The sequence below is a fragment of the Pseudomonas sp. SCB32 genome (genome assembly GCF_009189165.1).
GTDB lineage: Bacteria > Pseudomonadota > Gammaproteobacteria > Pseudomonadales > Pseudomonadaceae > Pseudomonas.
The window spans coordinates 764,904-785,145 of the sequence record NZ_CP045118.1 but is presented as its reverse complement, the minus strand read 5'-3'; the positions used below and the strand labels follow the sequence as shown (position 1 = coordinate 785,145).

General features: G+C 63.1%; 19 protein-coding genes. 6 read left to right on the top strand and 13 right to left on the bottom strand.

Going from position 1 to position 20,242, the window contains the following annotated elements; genetic code table 11:
• Positions 1-50 precede the first annotated feature (50 nt).
• Entirely contained in the window at positions 51-1,583 is a 1,533-nt protein-coding gene (gene lnt / locus GA645_RS03805) for an apolipoprotein N-acyltransferase (protein ID WP_152220083.1), read from the top strand.
• Positions 1,584-1,767: 184 nt separating this feature from the next.
• Here the strand turns inward: lnt and GA645_RS03800 are convergent, their stop codons facing one another.
• Together GA645_RS03800 and GA645_RS03795 are read right to left on the bottom strand one after the other, a co-directional pair.
• Entirely contained in the window at positions 1,768-2,529 is a 762-nt protein-coding gene (locus GA645_RS03800; RefSeq protein WP_152220082.1) for a YdcF family protein, read from the bottom strand.
• A 45-nt stretch (positions 2,530-2,574) separates the two neighbouring features.
• Positions 2,575-3,012 carry a hypothetical protein gene (locus tag GA645_RS03795; protein ID WP_152220080.1) on the bottom strand — a complete coding sequence of 146 codons (438 nt, stop codon included), beginning with the start codon at positions 3,010-3,012 and terminating at the stop codon, positions 2,575-2,577.
• Positions 3,013-3,248: 236 nt separating this feature from the next.
• On the opposite strand from GA645_RS03795, the gene leuS reads away from it, so the two are divergent.
• From leuS to holA, 3 genes are all read left to right on the top strand, one after another.
• A complete protein-coding gene (gene leuS / locus GA645_RS03790) occupies positions 3,249-5,870 on the top strand; it encodes a leucine--tRNA ligase (RefSeq protein WP_152220078.1) in 2,622 nt (873 codons plus the stop codon).
• 79 nt (positions 5,871-5,949) lie between these two features.
• A complete protein-coding gene (gene lptE, locus GA645_RS03785; RefSeq protein WP_152220076.1) occupies positions 5,950-6,561 on the top strand; it encodes an LPS assembly lipoprotein LptE in 612 nt (203 codons plus the stop codon).
• A 37-nt stretch (positions 6,562-6,598) separates the two neighbouring features.
• On the top strand, positions 6,599-7,636 hold the full coding sequence (gene holA, locus GA645_RS03780) for a DNA polymerase III subunit delta (protein WP_152220074.1): 1,038 nt from the start codon (positions 6,599-6,601) through the stop codon (positions 7,634-7,636).
• Here holA and GA645_RS03775 read toward each other — a convergent pair whose 3' ends face one another.
• Positions 7,637-7,987: a YciI family protein gene (locus GA645_RS03775; protein WP_152220072.1), complete on the bottom strand. Its 351-nt coding sequence runs from the start codon at positions 7,985-7,987 to the stop codon at positions 7,637-7,639.
• A gap of 179 nt (positions 7,988-8,166) precedes the next feature.
• Here GA645_RS03775 and arfA point away from each other — a divergent pair, with 179 nt between their 5' ends.
• Complete coding sequence (arfA, locus tag GA645_RS03770) at positions 8,167-8,319, top strand: alternative ribosome rescue factor ArfA (RefSeq protein ID WP_152227880.1); 153 nt, start codon at positions 8,167-8,169, stop codon at positions 8,317-8,319.
• 111 nt (positions 8,320-8,430) lie between these two features.
• Here arfA and GA645_RS28745 read toward each other — a convergent pair whose 3' ends face one another.
• Positions 8,431-8,700 carry a hypothetical protein gene (locus GA645_RS28745; protein ID WP_178119477.1) on the bottom strand — a complete coding sequence of 90 codons (270 nt, stop codon included), beginning with the start codon at positions 8,698-8,700 and terminating at the stop codon, positions 8,431-8,433.
• Positions 8,701-8,936: 236 nt separating this feature from the next.
• Here GA645_RS28745 and GA645_RS03760 point away from each other — a divergent pair, with 236 nt between their 5' ends.
• Positions 8,937-10,199 (top strand): lytic murein transglycosylase, encoded by a 1,263-nt coding sequence (locus GA645_RS03760; protein ID WP_152220070.1) that lies wholly within the window; start codon positions 8,937-8,939, stop codon positions 10,197-10,199.
• 87 nt (positions 10,200-10,286) lie between these two features.
• On the opposite strand, the gene GA645_RS03755 is transcribed toward GA645_RS03760, so the two are convergent.
• From GA645_RS03755 to GA645_RS03720, 9 genes are all read right to left on the bottom strand, one after another.
• Positions 10,287-10,784, bottom strand: coding sequence for a fimbrial protein (locus GA645_RS03755; protein WP_178119476.1), 498 nt, complete (start codon positions 10,782-10,784; stop codon positions 10,287-10,289).
• A 988-nt stretch (positions 10,785-11,772) separates the two neighbouring features.
• Positions 11,773-12,165 (bottom strand): hypothetical protein, encoded by a 393-nt coding sequence (locus GA645_RS29235; protein ID WP_372239797.1) that lies wholly within the window; start codon positions 12,163-12,165, stop codon positions 11,773-11,775.
• Positions 12,166-12,409: 244 nt separating this feature from the next.
• Positions 12,410-15,109, bottom strand: coding sequence for a fimbria/pilus outer membrane usher protein (locus tag GA645_RS03750; protein WP_178119475.1), 2,700 nt, complete (start codon positions 15,107-15,109; stop codon positions 12,410-12,412).
• Between the two features lie 131 nt (positions 15,110-15,240).
• Positions 15,241-15,990 carry a molecular chaperone gene (locus GA645_RS03745; protein WP_152220066.1) on the bottom strand — a complete coding sequence of 250 codons (750 nt, stop codon included), beginning with the start codon at positions 15,988-15,990 and terminating at the stop codon, positions 15,241-15,243.
• Between the two features lie 101 nt (positions 15,991-16,091).
• Positions 16,092-16,595, bottom strand: coding sequence for a fimbrial protein (locus GA645_RS03740; RefSeq protein WP_152220064.1), 504 nt, complete (start codon positions 16,593-16,595; stop codon positions 16,092-16,094).
• Between the two features lie 354 nt (positions 16,596-16,949).
• Complete coding sequence (gene lipA, locus GA645_RS03735; protein ID WP_152220062.1) at positions 16,950-17,945, bottom strand: lipoyl synthase; 996 nt, start codon at positions 17,943-17,945, stop codon at positions 16,950-16,952.
• Complete coding sequence (gene lipB / locus GA645_RS03730; RefSeq protein WP_152220060.1) at positions 17,942-18,595, bottom strand: lipoyl(octanoyl) transferase LipB; 654 nt, start codon at positions 18,593-18,595, stop codon at positions 17,942-17,944. The genes lipA and lipB overlap by 4 nt, the downstream gene beginning before the upstream one ends.
• A complete protein-coding gene (locus GA645_RS03725) occupies positions 18,595-18,894 on the bottom strand; it encodes a DUF493 domain-containing protein (protein WP_152220058.1) in 300 nt (99 codons plus the stop codon). The genes lipB and GA645_RS03725 overlap by 1 nt, the downstream gene beginning before the upstream one ends.
• Positions 18,895-19,084: 190 nt before the next feature.
• Positions 19,085-20,242: a D-alanyl-D-alanine carboxypeptidase family protein gene (locus tag GA645_RS03720; protein ID WP_152220056.1), complete on the bottom strand. Its 1,158-nt coding sequence runs from the start codon at positions 20,240-20,242 to the stop codon at positions 19,085-19,087.

Sequence of the window (20,242 nt, the reverse complement as noted above, 5' to 3'; positions counted from 1 at the left end):
TCGTCTCTCCATTACTCTTGCGCATCGCTTAACCGCAACAAGGATTTCCGATGCGCTGGATCACCCGCCCCGGCCTGCCAGGCCATCTGCTCGCCCTGGCCGCCGGCGCGCTCACCCCGCTGGCCCTGGCTCCGTTCGGCTACTGGCCGCTGGCGCTGCTGTCACTCGCCCTGTTCTACCTCGGTCTGCGCGGCACCACCGCAGGTTCCGCGCTGTGGCGCGGCTGGTGGTACGGCTTCGGCGCCTTCATCGCCGGCACCAGCTGGATCTACTTCAGCATCCACGACTTCGGCGGCGCCTCAGGGCCACTGGCCGCCTTCCTGGTGATCGGCTTCAGCGCCGGCGTGGCCTTCTTCTTCGCCCTGCCCGCCTGGGCCTGGGCACGCCTGTTCCGCCGCAACAACGCCCCAGTCAGCGATGCGCTGGCCTTTGCCGCGCTGTGGGTGGTGCTGGAGCTGTTCCGCAGCTGGTTCCTCACCGGATTCCCCTGGCTCTACGCCGGCTACAGCCAACTGGAGGGCCCGCTGGCGGGGCTCGCACCCATCGGCGGCGTCTGGCTGGTGTCGTTCAGCATCGCCCTCACCGGCGCGCTGATAATCAACATCCCAGCCCTGACCCAGCGCCCCGCGCGCCTGGTCGCCGGCCTGATCCTGCTGATCGCGCCCTGGGCCGTCGGTATCGCCTACAAGGGCCACGCCTGGACCACGCCGGCCGGCGCGGCGCTGAAGGTCGCCGCGCTGCAGGGCAACATCGCCCAGGAAATGAAATGGGACCCGAAGGCCATCACCCACCAGCTGGAGTTGTACCGCGACCTGACCGCCGAACAGAATGGCTTCGACCTGATCGTCTGGCCGGAGACCGCGGTGCCCATGCTCAAGGACCAGGCCACTGGCTTCCTGGCGATGATGAATGAGGTCGCCACCGCCAAGAAGGCGGCGCTGATCACCGGGGTTCCGGTGCGCCAGAAGACCGCCGACGGCGTGCGCTATTACAACGGCATCACCGTGGTTGGCGACGGCAGCGGCGACTACCTCAAGCAGAAGCTGGTGCCCTTCGGCGAGTACGTGCCCCTGCAGGACCTGCTGCGCGGCCTGATCGCCTTCTTCGACCTGCCGATGTCCGACTTCGCCCGTGGCCCGGCCGATCAGCCGCTGCTCAAGGCCAAGGGCTACAGCGTGGCATCCTACATCTGCTACGAAGTGGTCTACCCGGAATTCGCCGCCGAACTGGCGGCGCAGAGCCAGCTGCTGCTGACCATCAGCAACGACACCTGGTTCGGCACCTCCATCGGCCCGCTGCAGCACCTGCAGATGGCGCAGATGCGGGCACTGGAAGCCGGCCGCTGGATGGTGCGCGGCACCAACAACGGCGTCACCGCGCTGATCGACCCGTTCGGCAAGCTGGCCGTGCAGATCCCGCAGTTCCAGCAAGGCGTACTGCACGGCGAAGTGGTGCCGATGCAGGGCCTGACGCCCTACCTGAAGTGGCGCATCTGGCCGCTGGTGATCGTCGGGGCGGCGCTGCTGGGGTGGGCGCTGGTACGCCGACGGACGCATCCGGAAGAGCGTCGATTGTTCCGCTGATTGGACGAAAAAGGGCCTCGGACGAGGCCCTTTTTCATTACTGGGCGCCACGTAACTGGGCACCACGTAGGAGCGGACTTCGTCGGCGATAGCCACGCGCGCGAAATTGATCGCGGACGGAGTCCGCTCCTACGAGTGCCGGAAACCCGGCTTTTGGGGAGCGCAGGCGGTTCGCGAGCCCAGCCTATCGATAGAACAACCGGTACCCCACCAGTCCGATCGCCTCATTGAACAACTGCTCGCTCTGCCAGATGGCCCGCCCTTCCGGCAGCCAACCGCCCAACGGCCGGGCATTGTCCACGCCGATGTAGCCGACCGGTGCCGGCACCACCTCGAATCCCGCCTGCTCGAAGCTCCACACTGCACGCGGCATGTGCACCGCCTGGGTCACCAGGACCACACGCCGGATACCGGCCGCATGAAGAATCGACGCGCTGAGCTGGGCGTTCTCCCAAGTCGTACGGCTCGCGCCTTCCTGCCAGCGCACCTCGACGCCGTAATCATCGTTCAGGCTGCGCGCCATGATGTAAGCCTCCGAAGGCGGCGTGCCGTAGTGCAGGCCGCCGGAGGTCAGCACCGGCAAGCCGCTGGCCTTGGCCAGGCGGGCGGCGTAGCGCAGCCGTTCGCGCGCCATCAGGCCGGGCTGGTCCTCGTCCCAGGCGCGGTCGCCGCGCACTCGGCCAGCGCCCAGCACGACGATGGCATCGGCGCGCTGGGCAAGCCCCGCCCAGGCCGCCTGTTTCAGCGGCGCCTGCGGTTCCAGCTGGCGCGCGCCCCACTCCACGGCCACTGGCAGGCTCATCACCAACAGGCCAAGGAAACCGGTGAAAAAGCACAGGATCGAGAATCGGGGAAAACGTCGGCGCAGGACAAACGCCAGGAGCAGCAGCAGAAGCAGCAGCCCTGGCGGCATCAGAATCTGTTTGAGGATGTAACGAAGCGGCATCGGCGACTCCTTGTCGAGTGCCAAGCCTAACGGATCACCGTGCTATCAGCGCGCCTTCGCATTGCGGAACAACTGGGAACCACAGGACGTGCAGGGCAGCACACCCAGACTGCGACTCCAGGCCACCGGCGAGCCGCACAGCGCGCACTGCAACTGTTGCGGATGCGGGCGCCCTATCAAGCGTGGGCGACTGGGCGGCGTGACGTGGCGCGGCGGCCGCGACGCCCTCGCGGGGCCCTGCTCCAGCAGCGCCAGCTCCTCTGCAGCGGCATGCCAGCCGCGCAGCCAGTTCACATCCTGATCGAGATAGGCCCGGATCAACTCCATTTCCGCACTGCTCAAACCCCGTAATTCCAGCTCGACCGGGCATTCGTCTCGTAATCGCTCGGCGGTATCGGCCTCATCCAGAGCCAGCGCCAGTCGTTGCAACAACCGTTCATACAGACCGGAACCCGAAGCACTTGCGCGATGCAACTCAGCCATCAGTCACCTCAAGACAGGCGGAAACCTCCCGCCTTCAGGCAAAGCTTAGCGGCCCACCCCGCGCCACACCGAGCGTGCGACAAACGGCGCGGGCTACCGGCTCGGGGAGGGGTCATGTATGCTACGAGGCTTTCTGTAGCCGCCCGACCCGTGTCTTCTCAGGGGTCGGTTGAGCGGAGGGCCACTCGACCTCCCCCGGCCGCATACTTCTTTTCCGTACAGGTTCAAATCGCGCCATGCACGAGCAATATCAGCCTCTCGAGATCGAATCCCAGGCCCAGAACTTCTGGAACGAACACAACTCCTTCCGCGTCGACGAAGTCGCCAACAAGGAGAAGTTCTACTGCCTGTCGATGTTCCCGTATCCGAGCGGCAAGCTGCACATGGGGCACGTGCGCAACTACACCATCGGCGACGTGATCAGCCGCTACCATCGCATGCAGGGCAAGAACGTCCTGCAGCCGATGGGCTGGGACGCGTTCGGCATGCCAGCGGAAAACGCCGCGATGAAGAACAACGTCGCACCGGCGGCCTGGACCTACGACAACATCGCCTACATGAAGTCCCAGCTGAACAGCCTGGGCCTGGCGATCGACTGGTCCCGCGAAGTCACCACCTGCAAGCCGGACTACTACCGCTGGGAACAGTGGCTGTTCACCCGCCTGTTCGAGAAGGGCGTGATCTACCGCAAGAACGGCACCGTGAACTGGGACCCGGTTGACCAGACCGTACTGGCCAATGAGCAGGTCATCGACGGCCGTGGCTGGCGTTCGGGCGCGCTGATCGAGAAGCGCGAAATCCCGATGTACTACTTCAAGATCACTGCCTACGCCGAAGAGCTGCTGGAAAGCCTCGACCACCTGCCCGGCTGGCCGGAACAGGTCAAGACCATGCAGCGCAACTGGATCGGCAAGTCGCGCGGCATGGAGATCGCCTTCCCCTATGACCAGGCTTCCATCGGCGAAGCCGGCCAGATGAAGGTCTTCACCACCCGTCCTGACACCCTGATGGGCGCCACCTACGTCGCCGTAGCGGCCGAACACCATCTGGCTACCCTGGCCGCCCAGCGCGATCCGTCGCTGCAGGCGTTCATCGACGAGTGCAAGCGCGGTGGCGTCGCCGAAGCCGACATCGCCACCCAGGAGAAGAAAGGCGTCGCCACTTCCCTGTTCGTCGAGCATCCGCTGACCGGCGAGAAGCTGCCGGTGTGGATCGCCAACTACGTGCTGATGACCTACGGCGAAGGCGCCGTGATGGCGGTTCCGGGCCACGATGAGCGTGACTTCGAGTTCGCCAACAAGTACGCCCTGCCGATCCAGCAGGTGATCGCCCAGGTAGGCGCCGACAACGACTTCGAGCCGACCGTCTGGAAAGAGTGGTACGGCCTGAAGGACGAGAGCGTTGTCACCGTCAACTCCGGCAAATACGACAACCTCGGCTACCAGGCCGCGTTCGACGCCATTGGCGCCGACCTCGCCGCCAAGGGCCTGGGCCAGGCACGCACCCAGTTCCGCCTGCGCGACTGGGGCATCAGCCGCCAGCGCTACTGGGGCTGCCCGATCCCGATCATCCACTGTGACGCCTGCGGCGATGTGCCGGTCCCGGCCGACCAACTGCCGGTGGTCCTGCCCGAGGACGTGGTGCCGGACGGCGCCGGTTCGCCCCTGGCCAAGCTGCCCGAATTCTACTCGTGCAGCTGCCCGAAGTGCGGCCAGCCGGCCAAGCGTGAAACCGACACCATGGACACCTTCGTCGAGTCGTCCTGGTACTTCGCCCGCTACGCCTGCCCGCAGTTCGAAGACGGCATGCTGGACAAGAAGGCCGCCAACTACTGGCTGCCGGTCGATCAGTACATCGGCGGCATCGAGCACGCCATTCTCCACCTGCTCTACGCGCGCTTCTTCCACAAGCTGATGCGCGACGAAGGCCTGATCGACTCCGACGAGCCATTCAAGAACCTGCTGACCCAAGGCATGGTGGTCGCCGAGACCTACTACCGCACCAACCCGAACGGCAGCAAGGACTGGTTCAACCCGGCCGACGTCGAAGTCGAGCGGGATGCCAAGGCCAAGGTCATCGGCGCGCGCCTGAAGACCGACGGCCAGCCGGTGGAAATCGGCGGCACCGAGAAGATGTCCAAGTCCAAGAACAACGGCGTGGACCCGCAGGCCATGATCGACGCCTACGGCGCCGACACCTGCCGCCTGTTCATGATGTTCGCCTCGCCGCCGGACATGAGCCTGGAGTGGTCCGACTCCGGCGTCGAAGGCGCGAGCCGCTTCCTGCGCCGCGTCTGGCGCCTGGCCCAGTCCCACGTCAACGCAGGCCCTGCCGGCGCCGTGGACAAGTCGGCCCTGGACGATGCACAGAAGGCCATCCACCGCTCCATCCACCTGGCCATCCGCCAGGCCAGCCAGGACGTGGGCCAGCACCACAAGTTCAACACCGCCATCGCCGCCGTGATGACCCTGATGAACGTGCTGGAGAAAGCCCCGACCGAATCCGCCGCCGACCGCGCCCTGCTGCAGGAAGGCCTGGAAAGCGTCGCCCTGCTGCTCGCCCCGATCACCCCGCACATCTGCCACGTGGTCTGGCAGGAGCTGGGTAAGGACGGCGCGGTGATCGACGCCAGCTGGCCGCAGGTCGACGAAGCCGCCCTGGTTCAGGACAGCCTGCAATTGGTGGTACAAGTCAACGGCAAGCTGCGCGGCCACATCGAAGTGGCGGCCAGCGCCAGCCGCGAAGAGGTGGAAGCCCTGGCACGCGCCAACGAGAACGTACTGCGCTTCACCGACGGCCTGACCATCCGCAAGGTGATCGTGGTTCCGGGCAAGCTGGTCAATATCGTCGCCAACTAAAGCAACGCTGGAAAAGACCTATTCGCCCGTGGCACCTTCGCCACGGGCATACCGGATCAACAGGAGTGAGGGAAGCTTGATGAAACGTATCCTGACCAGCCTCGCGCTGATCGGCCTGGCCAGCGTGCTGACCGCCTGCGGTTTCCAACTGCGCGGCCTGGGCGATACGACCTTTGCGCTCAAGGAAGTCGACCTGACCGCCCGCAACGCCTACGGCGAAACGGTCAAGGATCTCCAACAGGTACTCGAAGGCAGCGGCGTGAAAGTCGTCTCCCGCGCGCCCTACCACGTCATCCTCGCCCGCGAGGACGTGAGCACCCGTACCGTCAGCTACACCAGCTCGGCACGCAGCGCGGAAAACCAGCTGACCAACACCCTGGACTATGAAATCCGCGGCACCAATGACCTGCTGCTGCTGAGCGGCCAGGTCCAGGTACGCAAGGTCTACGTACAGGACGAGAACAACCTGGTCGGCTCCGACCAGGAAGCCGCGCAGATCCGCGAAGAAATGCGCCGTGACCTGGTCCAGCAAATGGCCATGCGCCTGCAGCTCATCACCCCAGCCCAACTGGATGATCTGCAGCGCAAGGCGGAAGCCAAGGCCAAGGCCGAAGCTGACGCTATGAAGGCCGCGGACGAGGCCGCCAAGGCACAGCCGCAGCAGTCGCCGATCGAATTCCAGAAACAGTGACAGACAGGGGCCGGCAACCACCGGCCCCTTCTTCATCATGAAGCTCAATCCCGGACAACTCGCCAAACACCTTCAGGGCAACCTGGCCCCCGTCTACGTGATCAGCGGCGACGAACCGCTGCTCTGCCAGGAAGCCTGCGACGCCATTCGCGTGGCCTGCCGCCAGCGCGATTTCGGCGAACGCCAGGTATTCAACGCCGAAGCCAACTTCGACTGGGGCCAGCTGCTCGAAGCCGGCGCCAGCCTCTCGCTGTTCGCCGAGAAACGCCTGATCGAGCTGCGCCTGCCCTCCGGCAAACCCGGTGACAAGGGCGCAGCCATCCTGCTGGAATACCTGCAACGCCCGCCGGAGGACACCGTCCTTTTGGTCAGCCTGCCCAAGCTCGACGGCAGCACGCAGAAGACCAAGTGGGCCAAGGCCCTGATCGACGGCGACGGCGCCCAGTTCATCCAGATCTGGCCGATCGACGCACACCAGCTGCCACAGTGGATTCGCCAGCGCCTGTCCCAGGCCGGCCTCGCCGCCAGCCAGGAAGCGGTGGACCTGATCGCCGCACGGGTGGAAGGCAACCTGCTGGCTGCCGCCCAGGAAATCGAAAAGCTCAAGCTGCTCGCCGACGGTCAGCAGATTGACGCCGCCACCGTGCAGGCGGCGGTGGCCGACAGCGCACGCTTCGACGTGTTCGGCCTGATCGACGCCGCCCTCGGCGGTGAGGCAGCCCACTGCCTGCGCATGCTCGAAGGTCTGCGCGGCGAGGGCGTGGAGCCGCCGGTGATTCTCTGGGCCCTGGCCCGGGAAATCCGCGTGCTGGCAGCCCTGGCGCAACAGTTCGGCCAGGGTGTACCGCTGGACAAGGCCTTCAGCCAGGCCCGCCCGCCCATCTGGGACAAGCGCCGCCCGCTGATGACCCGCGCCCTGCAACGCCACACCGGCAGCCGCTGGAACCAGATGCTGCAGGACGCCCAGTTGATCGACGCGCAGATCAAGGGACAGGCGCCAGGCGATCCCTGGAGCAGCCTCGCCCGCCTCGCCCTGCTGGTCGCAGGGCAACGCATCAGCCTGCCGTCGGCCTGATCACTCCCACTCGCGCACCTGCCGCACCTCCACGCAGCCCAGGCGTCCCGGCGGAATCTTCGCGGCGATGCGCTGGGCTTCTTCCATGTCCTTGGCCTCGATCAGGTAGAAGCCGCCGAGCTGCTCCTTGGTCTCCGCGAAGGGGCCGTCGGTGATCGCCAGCCGGTCGCCCTGACCACGCAGGGTATTGCCGGTAGCCGTGGGCAGCAGAGCATGGGCGGCGATGTAGTTGCCGCTGCGCCGCAGTTGTTCGCTATAGGTCATGCACTCGTCGACGATGCCGCGCAGCTCGGCCTCCGGCCGTTCGGCCGCCTTGCGCTCGTCGAAGTAGATCATGCAGAGAAACTTCATCGCCCTTGTCCTCGTTCTTGTCCGTGGCGTCAAAAAAGCTCACCGCAGCCAGAGTAGCCCTGAAAACCTCCCGCTGGCCTTGGCCCATCCACCGACTGACCAAAGGCATTGGACAGGCGTACCCAATAGGCAGAAGATGCGCGCGCCGGCACGGGGCCGGTATCAATGAGGACATCATGATGGCGAAAAAATCCAAACGGCCGAACAAGGCCAAATCTCTGGTGGCGCAACCACTGCTCCGCAGCCGCCAGGAAACACCCCTCAAAGGCAAAGGCAGCTACCGCCGCGAAGCCTCCCACAATTGGGAGGCTTCTTCGCTTCTGGCGGCCTGAAACGTCGGAAAAGCTGAACCACCCCGCCATCCCGCTTTCAACCGGACAGCCACGCCCCTGGAAGTCCTGTAATGAAGGCCCCGCTCATCGCCGCCATCCTTATCCTGCCCTTCAGCCTTCAGCCTTCACGCCCACGCCGTCTGCTCCGACCAGGAAGCCGAGGCCAAGGGCAAGCAGGTCGCCGCCAAGGTCACCGAAGTCACTCGCCGCGATCCCCAGCGGGCACAGAAGCTCAACGAAAAACTCGCCGAAATGAAGAAGTCCCGCTCCAGTGAAGAGCGTCCGGACGACTGCGCCGCCTACGATGAGATGCTCAAGGAGCTGAGCCAGAGCGCACCCCAGGTCGACCAGGAAACCGGCGCGAAGCCGCAGCAGTCGCACGTCCCCTGTAGGAGCGGGCCATGCCCGCGATTTGCGCCCATGGGGCGCTCCTACAACAGCTGGGCACGCCGTGCCCGTGGAATCCATACCCGCAGTCCGACGGATACCACCTCGGCATTTGGAATTTTCGCCTCGCGCTGTCATCGAAGCCTACAATCCCCGCTTCTGCCCGCCGCAGACGCGTCACAGTGGCCATGCTATGGTGGCCGCTCCCCTGCACGTACTCGAGGAGAGCAATGCGCAAGCCCGTTCCATCTGTTGTCGGCCAACGCTGCCTGCTCGTCGCCGCACTGTCGCTGGTCTCGTTCGGTCTGCTGACCTCCTGCACGGAGCCGCCGCCCAAGGGCGCCGCAGCCGAACACGCACAACCTGTGCAGAGCTTCAGCCAGTGGCGCGACACTTTCCGCGTCCAGGCGCTGGCCGCCGGCATCAGCCCTCAGACCTTCGACACCGCGTTCGAAGGCGTAGAGCCGGACGAATCGGTGATAACCGCCGACCGCAGCCAGCCCGAGTTCACCCGGCCGGTCTGGCAGTACCTGGAAAGTGCCGTATCCCCAGCACGGGTGCGCAATGGCCAGGGCCAACTGCTACAGAACGCCGAGGCGCTGCAACGCATCGACGGCACCTACGGTGTCGACCGCGAAGCCGTGGTCGCCATCTGGGGCATGGAGAGCAACTTCGGCCAGCAGATGGGCAGCAAGAACGTGATCCGCTCGCTGGCCACCCTGGCCTACGAGGGTCGCCGCCCGGACTTCGGCCGCGACCAGCTGATCGCCGCCCTGCAGATCATCCAGCACGGCGATGTGCCGGCGAGCAACATGGTTGGCTCCTGGGCCGGCGCCATGGGCCAGACCCAGTTCATCCCCACTACCTACAACCGCCACGCGGTGGACTTCGACGGCGACGGTCGGCGCGACATCTGGGGCTCGTCCACCGATGCCCTGGCGTCTACGGCGAATTACCTGAGCACGTCCGGCTGGCAGCTCGGGCAAGGCTGGGGCTTCGAAGTGCGACTGCCACAGGGCTTCGACTATGCCCTGGCGGACATGGATATCCGCAAACCCATCAGCGAATGGCAACGCCTGGGCGTGCAGACAGCAACCGGGAACCTGCCGGACAACCCGCAGACCAGCGCATCGCTGCTGCTGCCAGCCGGCTACCGCGGCCCGGCCTTCCTGGTGACGGACAACTTCCGCGCCATTCTCAAGTACAACAACTCCACCTCCTACGCCCTGGCCGTGGGCCTGCTGGCAGACGGTTTCAAGGGTGACGGACAGCTGGTGGGGAATTGGCCCGTGGAGGATACGCCGCTCAGCCGTTCGGAGCGCATCGAGCTACAGCAACGACTCACTGCCCGTGGCCAGTCCCTCGGCACCGCGGACGGTATCATCGGTGCCAACACGCGCAAGGCCGTCCGTGCCTACCAGCAATCCCTCGGCGAGCCCGCGGACGGTTATCCGACCCAGGCCCTGCTCAAGCAACTGCGCGCCACGCAATGACACCGCGCAAAAACGAAAGCGGCGCCCGAAGGCGCCGCCTGGCCTCGACCAACCTACCCACGGCAGGTGCCGATCAACCCGTCCCCCTCAATACGTCAGGGTGATGTACCCGTAAGTCGAGATCTTGCCCGGCGTGACCGGTGCCGTCTTGGCGTAGTACTGACCGAAATAGCGCAGGTTGGCGCTGCCGCCCGTCACGACCTGCCCCGCGTCCGAGTTCAGGTTGATCGGCTGGGCATTGCCGTCCAGCACACGAATCTGGGCGTTGGTCCCGGCAATGGTGTTGACCAGGGCACCGCTTTCAGCGTCTACCGTGCTGGACTTCTCCCAGGAAACTTTGACCGGGTCCGGGCAATTGGTCAGCGCCACGGTAAACGGGGTGTTCATCGCCCAACTGCCTGCCGAGGGCAACGCACTGATGTTGATCTTAGGCATGTCCACGTTGATGACCGTCGGGGCTACCGAAGAGTTGTTGATGGTGCAACTTTCAGTGACCACCTCGCCGTTAATGTCTACTTCAGCGTCATAGGCGAAGGCGCTGGTAGCCAGGGAAGACAGCAGTCCTGCTGTCAGCAGTTTTTTCATCTTGGGCATTCCTTTGAATCCTCTGAGTTCGACGCCGGAAGGCTTTTCCTTCCGGGACTCGGCACCGCTAAAGGATGGGTGCGAGCAGAGAAGAAATTAAGGCGCTCGGTTATTCGCAACTATCAGGCGGCACCCTGATTCAAGGGAATTGGCTGGAATTGCTTGTAGTCCTTTTCATGCCCAGCGCTATGTTTCACCCATAGACAATCAGGCCCACCTACTAGCGAGCAGCAGCTTCCGACAACGGCTCGAACGTTCGTCAGCGGAAGACGTCCCTGTGCCTGCGCCGAGAGCATCGAGCTGAAACAGCTCCTCCGCACGCGCGGCTTTCGCCCGGTACGGCAAACGGCATCATCGGCACCACTGCGAGGCAGGCCATTCACGCCCAACAGAAGTCCATCGAATTACCGGCGGATGGATATCCAATGCTGCAATTGCTCATATTTACGTGATGCATTGAAGAAATACGAAACGGGCGCCGGTGGCGCCCGCCCTATGTTTCCCCACGGCACAGAAAATAAACCCGTCCCCTATTCCACTTCCCCCGATATCTTAAGTAACAGACGCACTACATCCTTTCTATTGGTACAGCAGGATCAACCCCATAATAGCGTTTGCCTTACCGGCCCCTACAATGGCTGCCGTCTGGTAGTAACGGGCCTTTAAATTCAGTGTGTAATTGAGCTGGCCGGTTCCGATCAATTGCTGAGTCGCCATGGGAGAAGCGGCCGTTCCTGTTGCGTTCAGTAACTGACCCCCTATCCCCGAAGTCCCCCGGTAACATTGACAGCCGATTGAGATTGATTCGCATAGCCTGTTAACTGGTCAATTTGATAACGAATCGGAATAATTTGCGGACAATTGGTAAGCGACACATTAACAGTGGCAGGGTTAGCGCTATAGGTATTTATCCCTTTGAACTCGCTAACCAGATGCTTGCCAAGCTCAACATTGGGTATTGATATAGCGCACCCAGGAACGACAAATCTTACACTCCCCGACAATACCGTACGAAAAAAATATTTGAAGAATTATCAAATATATACCAAGCATTCGGGAGACCAGCGCTCGAAATTGTACCACTTACAATTGGACCAATCTTGACAAATTCATACCGAATAAATGGAGCCGGAATAACTCCAAAGGCATTCGAATACTGGGCGGAAATCGGAAGGGTGGCTCCACTCGTAGCCCGAACCACGCGAACCCCAATACCAGGAACACTTGTAGAATAAATTCCGTTTGACGTCAGGGGATACGGCGAACTGGCAATTTGAAGATATGCTGTGCCGCTACTGCCCGTACAGTTATAACTCCCGCTCACTTCACCGCTACTGGTAAAACTTTCCAATACCGTCCCGCTGGTGGTATTAGCCGGCACTGCAATACTCCCGTTCAGTGCCACGCCACGTTCGACGCTTGGTTAGTTGGGGCGCCGATAGTGCAGGCAGCGCTCGCAGAATCCATCGCCCCCAAAAACAGGAAAGTTGCAAGAAGCCGAACGATGGGACTCTTCCCGCCGTTGCACAGCCTACTCGCTCGACGTGCGTTATCCTTAAAATTATAAAAAACCTTAAGAATGCGACTATTCAGAAAGACTTTCACAACATCCCTTTAGCTATATTTCATCTTTGTGCAATTGCAGGCTTGTCCAATACTGCGCGACACGTCGACTCCGTTTTCAAGAACGAAGCTCTTTTGTCTTCCTCGGTAGGCAATTGGTAATTGATCTGGCACCGTTGGCCTGATCCTTCTCCCCATTTGACCTGCAGTTCACCCGTGGAAGCCAGACCACGCAGGAAGATGCGACCGCCCTGCCCCACCATGGACAGGCTGTTGCCCTTGGCATCCAGCACCTCGGCCCCCAGCGGAATCACTTCGCCGTCATCTCGCTTCACGGTCATCAGCACCGGAGCGCCAGTGGTGGTCGGGTACTTGAGCATCACAATCGAGCCATAGCGAGGCGCGACACTCTGGGAAGTCACCTGCAGTTCGACATCCTTGGAAGTGCCCTTGGGGTCGATCTCGATGTCGTTCTGTCGATACGGCGTCAAGCCACCGACCACCGCATAGCCGTTGCCGGCCACCTTGGCGCCGACGTTGGAGTTGATCGACGCACCCTCGGCACCCTTGGCTTCGAGGATGGCCAGAGTCTCGCCCTGGTTCTGGCTGAAGTTGATACCGCCCGGGTGGGCGACGATCGAGCCTCGGGCGCCGAAGCCCGCCTGCTTGTAGCCATCACCGCCGCTCACGTTGGCGTTGTAGATGGCATGGGGCGAGTTGTAGGTCAGGTTGGCGCCACTGTTGTAGGTCTTGTCGCCGTCGCTCTTGTTACGCGAACCGAATATGGCGTAACTGACTTGACGCTCCTCACCCGCGGTACCGCTAAGGGTGCTCTGGACGGTGTTGTTCTTGTCGTCGGAGACGTTGACGTTGGTGGTCAGCGACAGTGGATTGCCGCTGTCCACGCCGATGGGCACGTTAACGCTGACCATGTAGGTATTCTGGTAGTCGCCGCTGGTGCTGTTGCCATTGCCGTCGGTGTAGCCGTTGCTGGTCCGCGCGGCGCTCAGGTTGACCGTGCCCCAGTTGAAGCCGGTGCTGTAGCCGGCCTGGAAGCTGGTGTCCTGGTTGCTGCGATTCCAGTAGTCCTGTTTGGAGCCGCTGAAGTAAAAGGAGCTGCGCTCCCCCACTGGCTGGTTGAGGGTGAGCTGGTAGCGGTTGCGCTGGCGGTCGAAGTCGTACTTCTCACTCAGGCGCCCCCAGACCTGAGCGTAGTCCTGCAAGCTCAGGAAGTTCTCGCTGTTGAAGCGGTAGGCAGCGATGGTCATGTTGGTGGAGGTAGCCTCCAGCATCTTGCTGTAGGTTACGCGGTAGCTTTGCCCGCTCATGTCGGGCTTGATGCCATAGCGCTCAGTCGGCAGGTTGGTGGCATGGGATTGGGTCACATCCGCGGCCAGCGCACCCAGCGGGGTACTGAAGGCGAGACCGCCCTGGGCAGCCTGATAGGAGTTGGCGACGATGCCGCCGGTGTAGGCGGTCACGGTATTGTTGAGACCGTATTGGTAAGTGCCCTGGGCAAAATTGGGCTCACGGTCGAGGGTGTCGTCATGATACTGGCCCGCCGTTGCGCTGTAGCGGGATACGCCCGGACGCACCAGTTGGCTGATGGAGGCGTAAGGCACCAGGAAGGACTTCACCCGGCCATCGGCCTCGGTGATTTCCACCGTCAGGTCGCCGGCGTAACCGGTGTTGAAGAGGTCGTTGATTTCGAACGGGCCAGGCGCCACGGTGGTTTCGTAGATGACGTTTTCGCCCTGCTTCACCCGTACCCGTGCGTTGGTATCCGCCACGCCGCGGATGTCCGGGGCGAAGCCGCGCTGGGAGTCCGGCAGCATGCGGTCGTCACTGGCCAGTTGGACACCGGTGAAGGGCACGGAATCGAACAGGTCGCTGGGGGTGTAGTACTGGCCCGCGGTGAACTGGGACTTCAGGCTGGTGACGTCGTGCTGGGCATAGGTGCTGAGGGATTGGTAGCCACTCTGTGCCGGGCTGCCATCGCTCTTGCTGTGGTTATAGGTGCCGTTGTAACGCAGGCGCCACTCGGCCAGGTTCATACCGGCGTTGAGGCCCACGTATTTCTGGGTGGAATTGCTGCCATTACTGTCGGTGCGGTACAGGTTGGTGTCGTAGTTCAGGAAGCCGGCGGTTACGCCGCCATCCCACTGCGACGGGTCCACGTAGCCGCGCACCTGGCGACCGACATAGAGCTGCGGAATGGAAACATGGGCGGTCAGTTCAGAGAGGTCGACGTCGATCTTGCCATCGGGCACCACGGCGGAGAAGTCAACACAGTCGCCGGTGATCTGCTGCTGTTTTTCCGGCGGAAGCTTGGTGACATCAACCCCTAGTTCGCCGAACTGCGAAGCTTTGACGCAATAACGCGACGTCGAGTCCTTGCCGCTGCCCGTGGAGACTGCTCGGATCGGCATGCGGCCAATCCAGGCGTCGTTGACGTAGACATCCAGGCGATATTCACCCGGCTCTACCGGTGCGCCATTCTCGAACCGGGAAACATCGACGCTGGGGCTGGTGCCGCCGTTATTGAAGAAGCTCGGGTTGAATGCGGCGAAGGTCTGCGGGCTGGAGGACGGATCGTTGCCAGCCGGTTCGTCAGCCAAGGCAAGACCTCCGCCGGCCATCAGCAAGGCACCGACCATCAGACCACAGCCCATGACCACCGGCAGAGCCCCGCGGGATGCCACCGCGGTGGCCAACGGCGAGCGCTTGAACTGCAGGGAAAAGGTGCCTTGCTCGATGTCCATGATCTTTTCTCCAGGGGTCCGTCTTTTCTCCAGACGAACAAGTCCACGTTGTGCAGGTATCCACACAGACAGGAAACGGTCGGTTGAATGCGCCCCACCGGATCAACTCCGGCCGGGTTCAGGCAGTGGCGTTAGAGGGGAGTCTCACGCTGGCTCAGCGCGCCATAGTCGGTCACCCACTGATAGTCGATCTTGGCGCCGGCACCCGGCTGGCCAGCGAGCCCAGGCACGGGGAGGTCCACACTGGCACCGGGAGCAACCATCTTCACGTCGTCCTTGCCGACGCTGAATGTCTTGTTACCGGTGACCAACTGGACAGTGGCCAGGGAGACATGGAAGGCAGCGTTGTTGCGGACACGTAGCGCATAGCCGTTGCCGGCCTGCACGACCGACCAGCCCAGGCCTTCCGCCGCCTGGTTCGGATTACCGGGCAACCCCTCGGGACGGTAGAAAATCTTCAGGCGCGAACGCACGGCCACCTGGAGGAAGTTGGCGTCCTGATCCTTGGGCATGGGCGGAACGTCAAGGACGTTCAGCCAGAATACGGTTTCCTGTTTCTTCGAAGCGGCGTCATCTCCGGTGTAGACCAGGCGCAGGGACTGGCCCTTCTTGCCTTCGACGCGGGTGATGGGCGGGGTGATCAGGAAAGGGCCATCGGCCTTGTCGGCAGTCAGCTTTTCATTGCCCTTGTCGACCCAGGCCTGTACCAGGGAAGGCTGCTCGCCAATATTGGTCATCTTGACGGTCACTTCACGCTCTTTCGCGGGGTAAACCACCCGAGAGCCTTGGATCACGATGCCGGCCTGGGCCAAGCCCGAGCAGAGCATGGCCACACTCAAGCAGCCGGCGAACCACAGGGATTTTGAATTCAGACTTGCCATAGCACGATTACCTTTGAAAAACGGAGAGGAAGAGTGAGGTGGCAACCCTCCCCCTCCGGGTACAGCAACAAACCACACGCGCCAGAGGTGGCGCGCCCCGATTAGTAGGTCAGGGTCCAGTAGCCAACGGTCTTCAGCTGGCCTGCAGTGGCGGAGCCGGCCTTGGAGTAGTACTGGGCCATGTACTTCAGGGTGGCGCTACCGTCAGCGGCCGGGGTGAAGCTGTAGCCTGCATCGGTGTTGATGTTGATGTAGTTGTTGGCCGGGTCGATCAGGCGAATGGTGGCGTTGGTGCCGGCGACGGTGTTGGTCAGGGTGCCGGCGCTGTCGACCTGGCCGGTGATTTCCCACTTGGCCTTGGTGGCGCTGACCGGGCAGTTGGTCAGGTTGAAGGTGAACGGGGTGTTGCCAGCCCAGCTCTCGGCACCGGCAAGGGAGCTCTTGTTGACCTTCGGCAGGTTGACGTCGAGTACGGCAGGCTGGGTGGTGCCATTCACCTGGCAGGTCTGGTCCAGTACTTCACCGTTGAAGTTGACCTGGGCGTCGTAGGCGAATGCGCCAACGGAAGCGGAGGAAAGGATTGCGGCGACGAGCAGCTTTTTCATATGGATCACTCAGCAGTGTGATTAGGGCGCTGGGGATTTGCTCCTAACGGTTTGAAGCCACATCAAGGTTCCCCGTGGCATCTAGCGCTGCCCTGGGAGATGGCGAGCGACCTTAGGAATTCTGCTGATACAAAGAAGCCAAATCTGTCGGCTGAGGCGTTAATGTGCTGGGGAAAACTCCGATTGGAAGGGAAGAATTCCTACATGCCAGGAGTCTCAAGACAGCAAGCATCAGGACTCCAAAGCCCTGGAATCAGGCGAATTCGGGGAATGCAAAAAGGCCGCACCTCTTGCGAGATGCGGCCTTTTTCGTCGGGCAATCGTGCGGCCGGCCTATAGGCCGGACCGGCAGGATCAGCCGATCTTCGTGCCGTGCGCCTGCTGGTCGGCGTGATAGGACGAACGCACCAGCGGACCGGAGGCGACGTTCCTGAAGCCCATCTTCGCGCCTTCCTCGGCGAACCAGGCGAAGGTGTCCGGGTGGACGAAGCGCTGCACCGGCAGGTGGTTGCGCGAGGGCTGCAGGTACTGGCCGAGGGTGAGCATGTCGATGTCGTGCTCGCGCATGCGCTGCATGACTTCGATGACTTCCTCGTCGGTCTCGCCCAGGCCGAGCATCAGGCCGGACTTGGTCGGTACGTGCGGAACCCTTTGCTTGAACTTCTGCAGAAGGTCCAACGACCACTCGAAGTCCGAGCCCGGACGCGACGACTTGTACAGGCGCGGGACGGTTTCCAGGTTGTGGTTGAACACATCCGGCGGCTCCTGGGCGGTGATGTCCAGGGCGATGTCCATACGGCCACGGTAGTCCGGGACCAGGGTTTCCAGCTGCACGCCAGGGGACAGCTGGCGGATCTCGCGCAGGCAGTCGGCGAAGTGCTGGGCGCCACCGTCACGCAGGTCGTCGCGGTCCACCGAGGTGATCACCACGTACTTCAGGCGCAGGTCGGCGATGGCGATGGCGAGGTTCTTCGGCTCGTCGACGTCCAGCGGCTTCGGCCGGCCGTGGCCGACGTCGCAGAAGGGGCAGCGACGGGTGCAGATGTCGCCCATGATCATGAAGGTGGCGGTGCCGCCAGAGAAGCATTCGCCCAGGTTCGGGCAGGAGGCTTCCTCGCAGACGCTGTGCAGCTTGTGCTTGCGCAGCAGTTGCTTGATGCGGTCGACCTCGGGGGAAACCGGGATGCGCACGCGAATCCAGTCGGGCTTCTTCGGCAGTTCCTCGGTGGGAATGATCTTCACCGGAATGCGCGCGACCTTTTCCGCGCCGCGCAGCTTGACGCCGACTTCCACCTTGCCCGGCTTGGCGGCCGAGGCAGCCTGACCTGGGTTATCCACAACAGTGCTCATCTAGGTTGGATCCCGCCCGTTAGGGTCTTCTGTGCCGCGTAGCCAAGGCGTTCGACGAGTTCGCCACGCAGGCGCTCGCGCACATCGGCCAATGCGATGGGGCCCGCCAGCTGGCTCAGCTGGGTCATGGCCATGCCTGCGTAACCGCAGGGATTGATGCGTCGAAAGGGTTCCAGGTCCATGTCCACGTTGAGGGCCAGGCCATGGAAGGAGCGGCCGTTGCGGATGCGCAGGCCGAGGGATGCGATCTTCGCGCCGTCGACATAGACGCCTGGAGCATCGGGTTTGGACACAGCTTGCACGCCATAACTGTCCAGCAGGCCGATGAGGCTCTGTTCGATGCGCGAGACCAGATCGCGCACGCCGATGCCGGAGCGACGCACGTCAAGCAGCAGGTAGGCCACCAGCTGGCCGGGGCCGTGGTAGGTCACCTGGCCGCCGCGGTCGACCTGGACCACCGGGATGTCGCCGGGGAACAGGACGTGCTCGGCCTTGCCAGCCTGGCCCTGGGTGAACACGCGTTCGTGCTCCAGCAGCCAGACTTCGTCCGGGGTTTCGATGCCACGCTCGGCGGTGAAGCGCTGCATGGCGTGCCAGGTCGGCTCGTAAGGAAGGATTCCCAGCTCACGAAAGCCCAGCGTTTCGCCCATCAGAGCACCATGTGGACGCGGCCGGTGGCGCGCAGGTCTTTATGGATGTTCTGCAGTTGGTCGACGCCGGTGGCGGTGATCAGCACCTGCACGGACAGGAAGCGGCCGTTGCGGCTGTCACGGGTGACCAGGGTGGTGACGTCGAGGTCGGGCGCGTGGCGCTGGATGATTTCGACGACCAGATCGGAGAAGCCTTCGCCGGCGTCGCCGATGACCTTGATCGGATAGCGTTCGCAGGGGAACTCGATCTTCGGCGCGGGCTGTTCGGTCGTGTCGACAGTATCGGGGGTATCAGTCATGGCAATCGCGGGCGGGTGGCCCGCCTCCGCATGAGCGCCCTGGATGAGGACGCTCCGGGTGGATCGGACGACGGCTGCCGGGCCACGGGGGGGCCGCGCAGTCGCAGGCGGGCATTTTACCCGAGTTTGCGACTGCGCGTGAGGATCAATCCCGGCTTTGTATACAAAAGTACAAGGCCGGGACAAGCGGTCAGTTGAACAGGCCGTAGAAGAACAGGCGCAGGCTGTCCCACATGCGACGGAAGAAGCCACCTTCCTCGACGGCGTTCAGCGCGACCAGGTCGGAAGTACGGACGACCTTGTCACCCAGTTTGACCTCGACCTTGCCGATCACCTGGCCCTGCTGGATCGGGGCCATCAGGCTCGGCTCGACGACCATGTTGGCCTGCAGCTGCTTGAGCTGGCCGCGCGGCACGGTCATGGTCAGGTCTTCGGAGAGGCCCGCTTTGACTTCATGCTCGGAGCCTTTCCAGACCATGGCTTTGGTCAGCTCGGCGCCCTTCTTGTAGAAGGTCTGCGATTCGAAGAAGCGGAAGCCGTAGGTCAGCAGCTTCTGGGTCTCGGCGGCGCGAGCCTGCTCGCTGTTGGTGCCGAACACCACGGCGATCATGCGCTGGCCGTCACGCACGGCGGAGGCCACCAGGCAGTAGCCGGCTTCGTCGGTGTGGCCGGTCTTCAGGCCGTCGACGGTCTTGTCGCGCCACAGCAGCAGGTTGCGGTTGGGCTGCTTGATGTTGTTCCAGAGGAACTCTTTCTGCGCGTAGATGGCGTAGTGGGTCGGCTCGCCGTAGATGATGGCGCGGGCCAGCAGGGCCATGTCCTTGGCGGAGGAGTAGTGCTCCGGGTTGGGCAGGCCGGTGGCGTCCATGAAGTGGGAGTTGCTCATGCCCAGCTTCTGCGCGGTGGTGTTCATCATGTCGGCGAAGGCGTCTTCGCTGCCGGCGATGTGCTCGGCCAGGGCGACGGAGGCGTCGTTGCCCGACTGGATGATGATGCCGTGCAGCAGGTCGCTTACCGATACCTGGGAGCCGACCTTGATGAACATGCGCGAACCACCGGTGCGCCAGGCGTGCTCGCTGACGGTGACCTGGTCGTTTTCACCGATGCGGCCGCCTTCGATTTCCTTGGTGGCGATGTAGGCGGTCATCAGCTTGGTCAGGCTGGCCGGGGGCAGGCGCTCGTCAGCAGCGTTCTCGACGAGGATCTGGCCGCTGGCGCCGTCCATCAGGACCCAGGCCTTGGCCGCCAGTTGCGGCGCGGCGGGAACGACTTCAGCGGCCCAGCTGGCCACGGGGGCGCTGAGCAGCACAAGCAATGACAGGCGTTTGGCAATGTTGAAGATGTTCAT

Excerpts from the sequence above, each read along its gene's own strand:
- lnt (WP_152220083.1), top strand. The coding sequence starts at position 51 with ATGCGCTGGATCACCCGCCCCGGCCTGCCAGGCCATCTGCTCGCCCTG.
- GA645_RS03800 (WP_152220082.1), bottom strand. The coding sequence starts at position 2,529 with ATGCCGCTTCGTTACATCCTCAAACAGATTCTGATGCCGCCAGGGCTG.
- GA645_RS03795 (WP_152220080.1), bottom strand. The coding sequence starts at position 3,012 with ATGGCTGAGTTGCATCGCGCAAGTGCTTCGGGTTCCGGTCTGTATGAA.
- leuS (WP_152220078.1), top strand. The coding sequence starts at position 3,249 with ATGCACGAGCAATATCAGCCTCTCGAGATCGAATCCCAGGCCCAGAAC.
- lptE (WP_152220076.1), top strand. The coding sequence starts at position 5,950 with ATGAAACGTATCCTGACCAGCCTCGCGCTGATCGGCCTGGCCAGCGTG.
- holA (WP_152220074.1), top strand. The coding sequence starts at position 6,599 with ATGAAGCTCAATCCCGGACAACTCGCCAAACACCTTCAGGGCAACCTG.
- GA645_RS03775 (WP_152220072.1), bottom strand. The coding sequence starts at position 7,987 with ATGAAGTTTCTCTGCATGATCTACTTCGACGAGCGCAAGGCGGCCGAA.
- arfA (WP_152227880.1), top strand. The coding sequence starts at position 8,167 with ATGGCGAAAAAATCCAAACGGCCGAACAAGGCCAAATCTCTGGTGGCG.
- GA645_RS03760 (WP_152220070.1), top strand. The coding sequence starts at position 8,937 with ATGCGCAAGCCCGTTCCATCTGTTGTCGGCCAACGCTGCCTGCTCGTC.
- GA645_RS03755 (WP_178119476.1), bottom strand. The coding sequence starts at position 10,784 with ATGAAAAAACTGCTGACAGCAGGACTGCTGTCTTCCCTGGCTACCAGC.
- GA645_RS03750 (WP_178119475.1), bottom strand. The coding sequence starts at position 15,109 with ATGGACATCGAGCAAGGCACCTTTTCCCTGCAGTTCAAGCGCTCGCCG.
- GA645_RS03745 (WP_152220066.1), bottom strand. The coding sequence starts at position 15,990 with ATGGCAAGTCTGAATTCAAAATCCCTGTGGTTCGCCGGCTGCTTGAGT.
- GA645_RS03740 (WP_152220064.1), bottom strand. The coding sequence starts at position 16,595 with ATGAAAAAGCTGCTCGTCGCCGCAATCCTTTCCTCCGCTTCCGTTGGC.
- lipA (WP_152220062.1), bottom strand. The coding sequence starts at position 17,945 with ATGAGCACTGTTGTGGATAACCCAGGTCAGGCTGCCTCGGCCGCCAAG.
- lipB (WP_152220060.1), bottom strand. The coding sequence starts at position 18,595 with ATGGGCGAAACGCTGGGCTTTCGTGAGCTGGGAATCCTTCCTTACGAG.
- GA645_RS03725 (WP_152220058.1), bottom strand. The coding sequence starts at position 18,894 with ATGACTGATACCCCCGATACTGTCGACACGACCGAACAGCCCGCGCCG.
- GA645_RS03720 (WP_152220056.1), bottom strand. The coding sequence starts at position 20,242 with ATGAACATCTTCAACATTGCCAAACGCCTGTCATTGCTTGTGCTGCTC.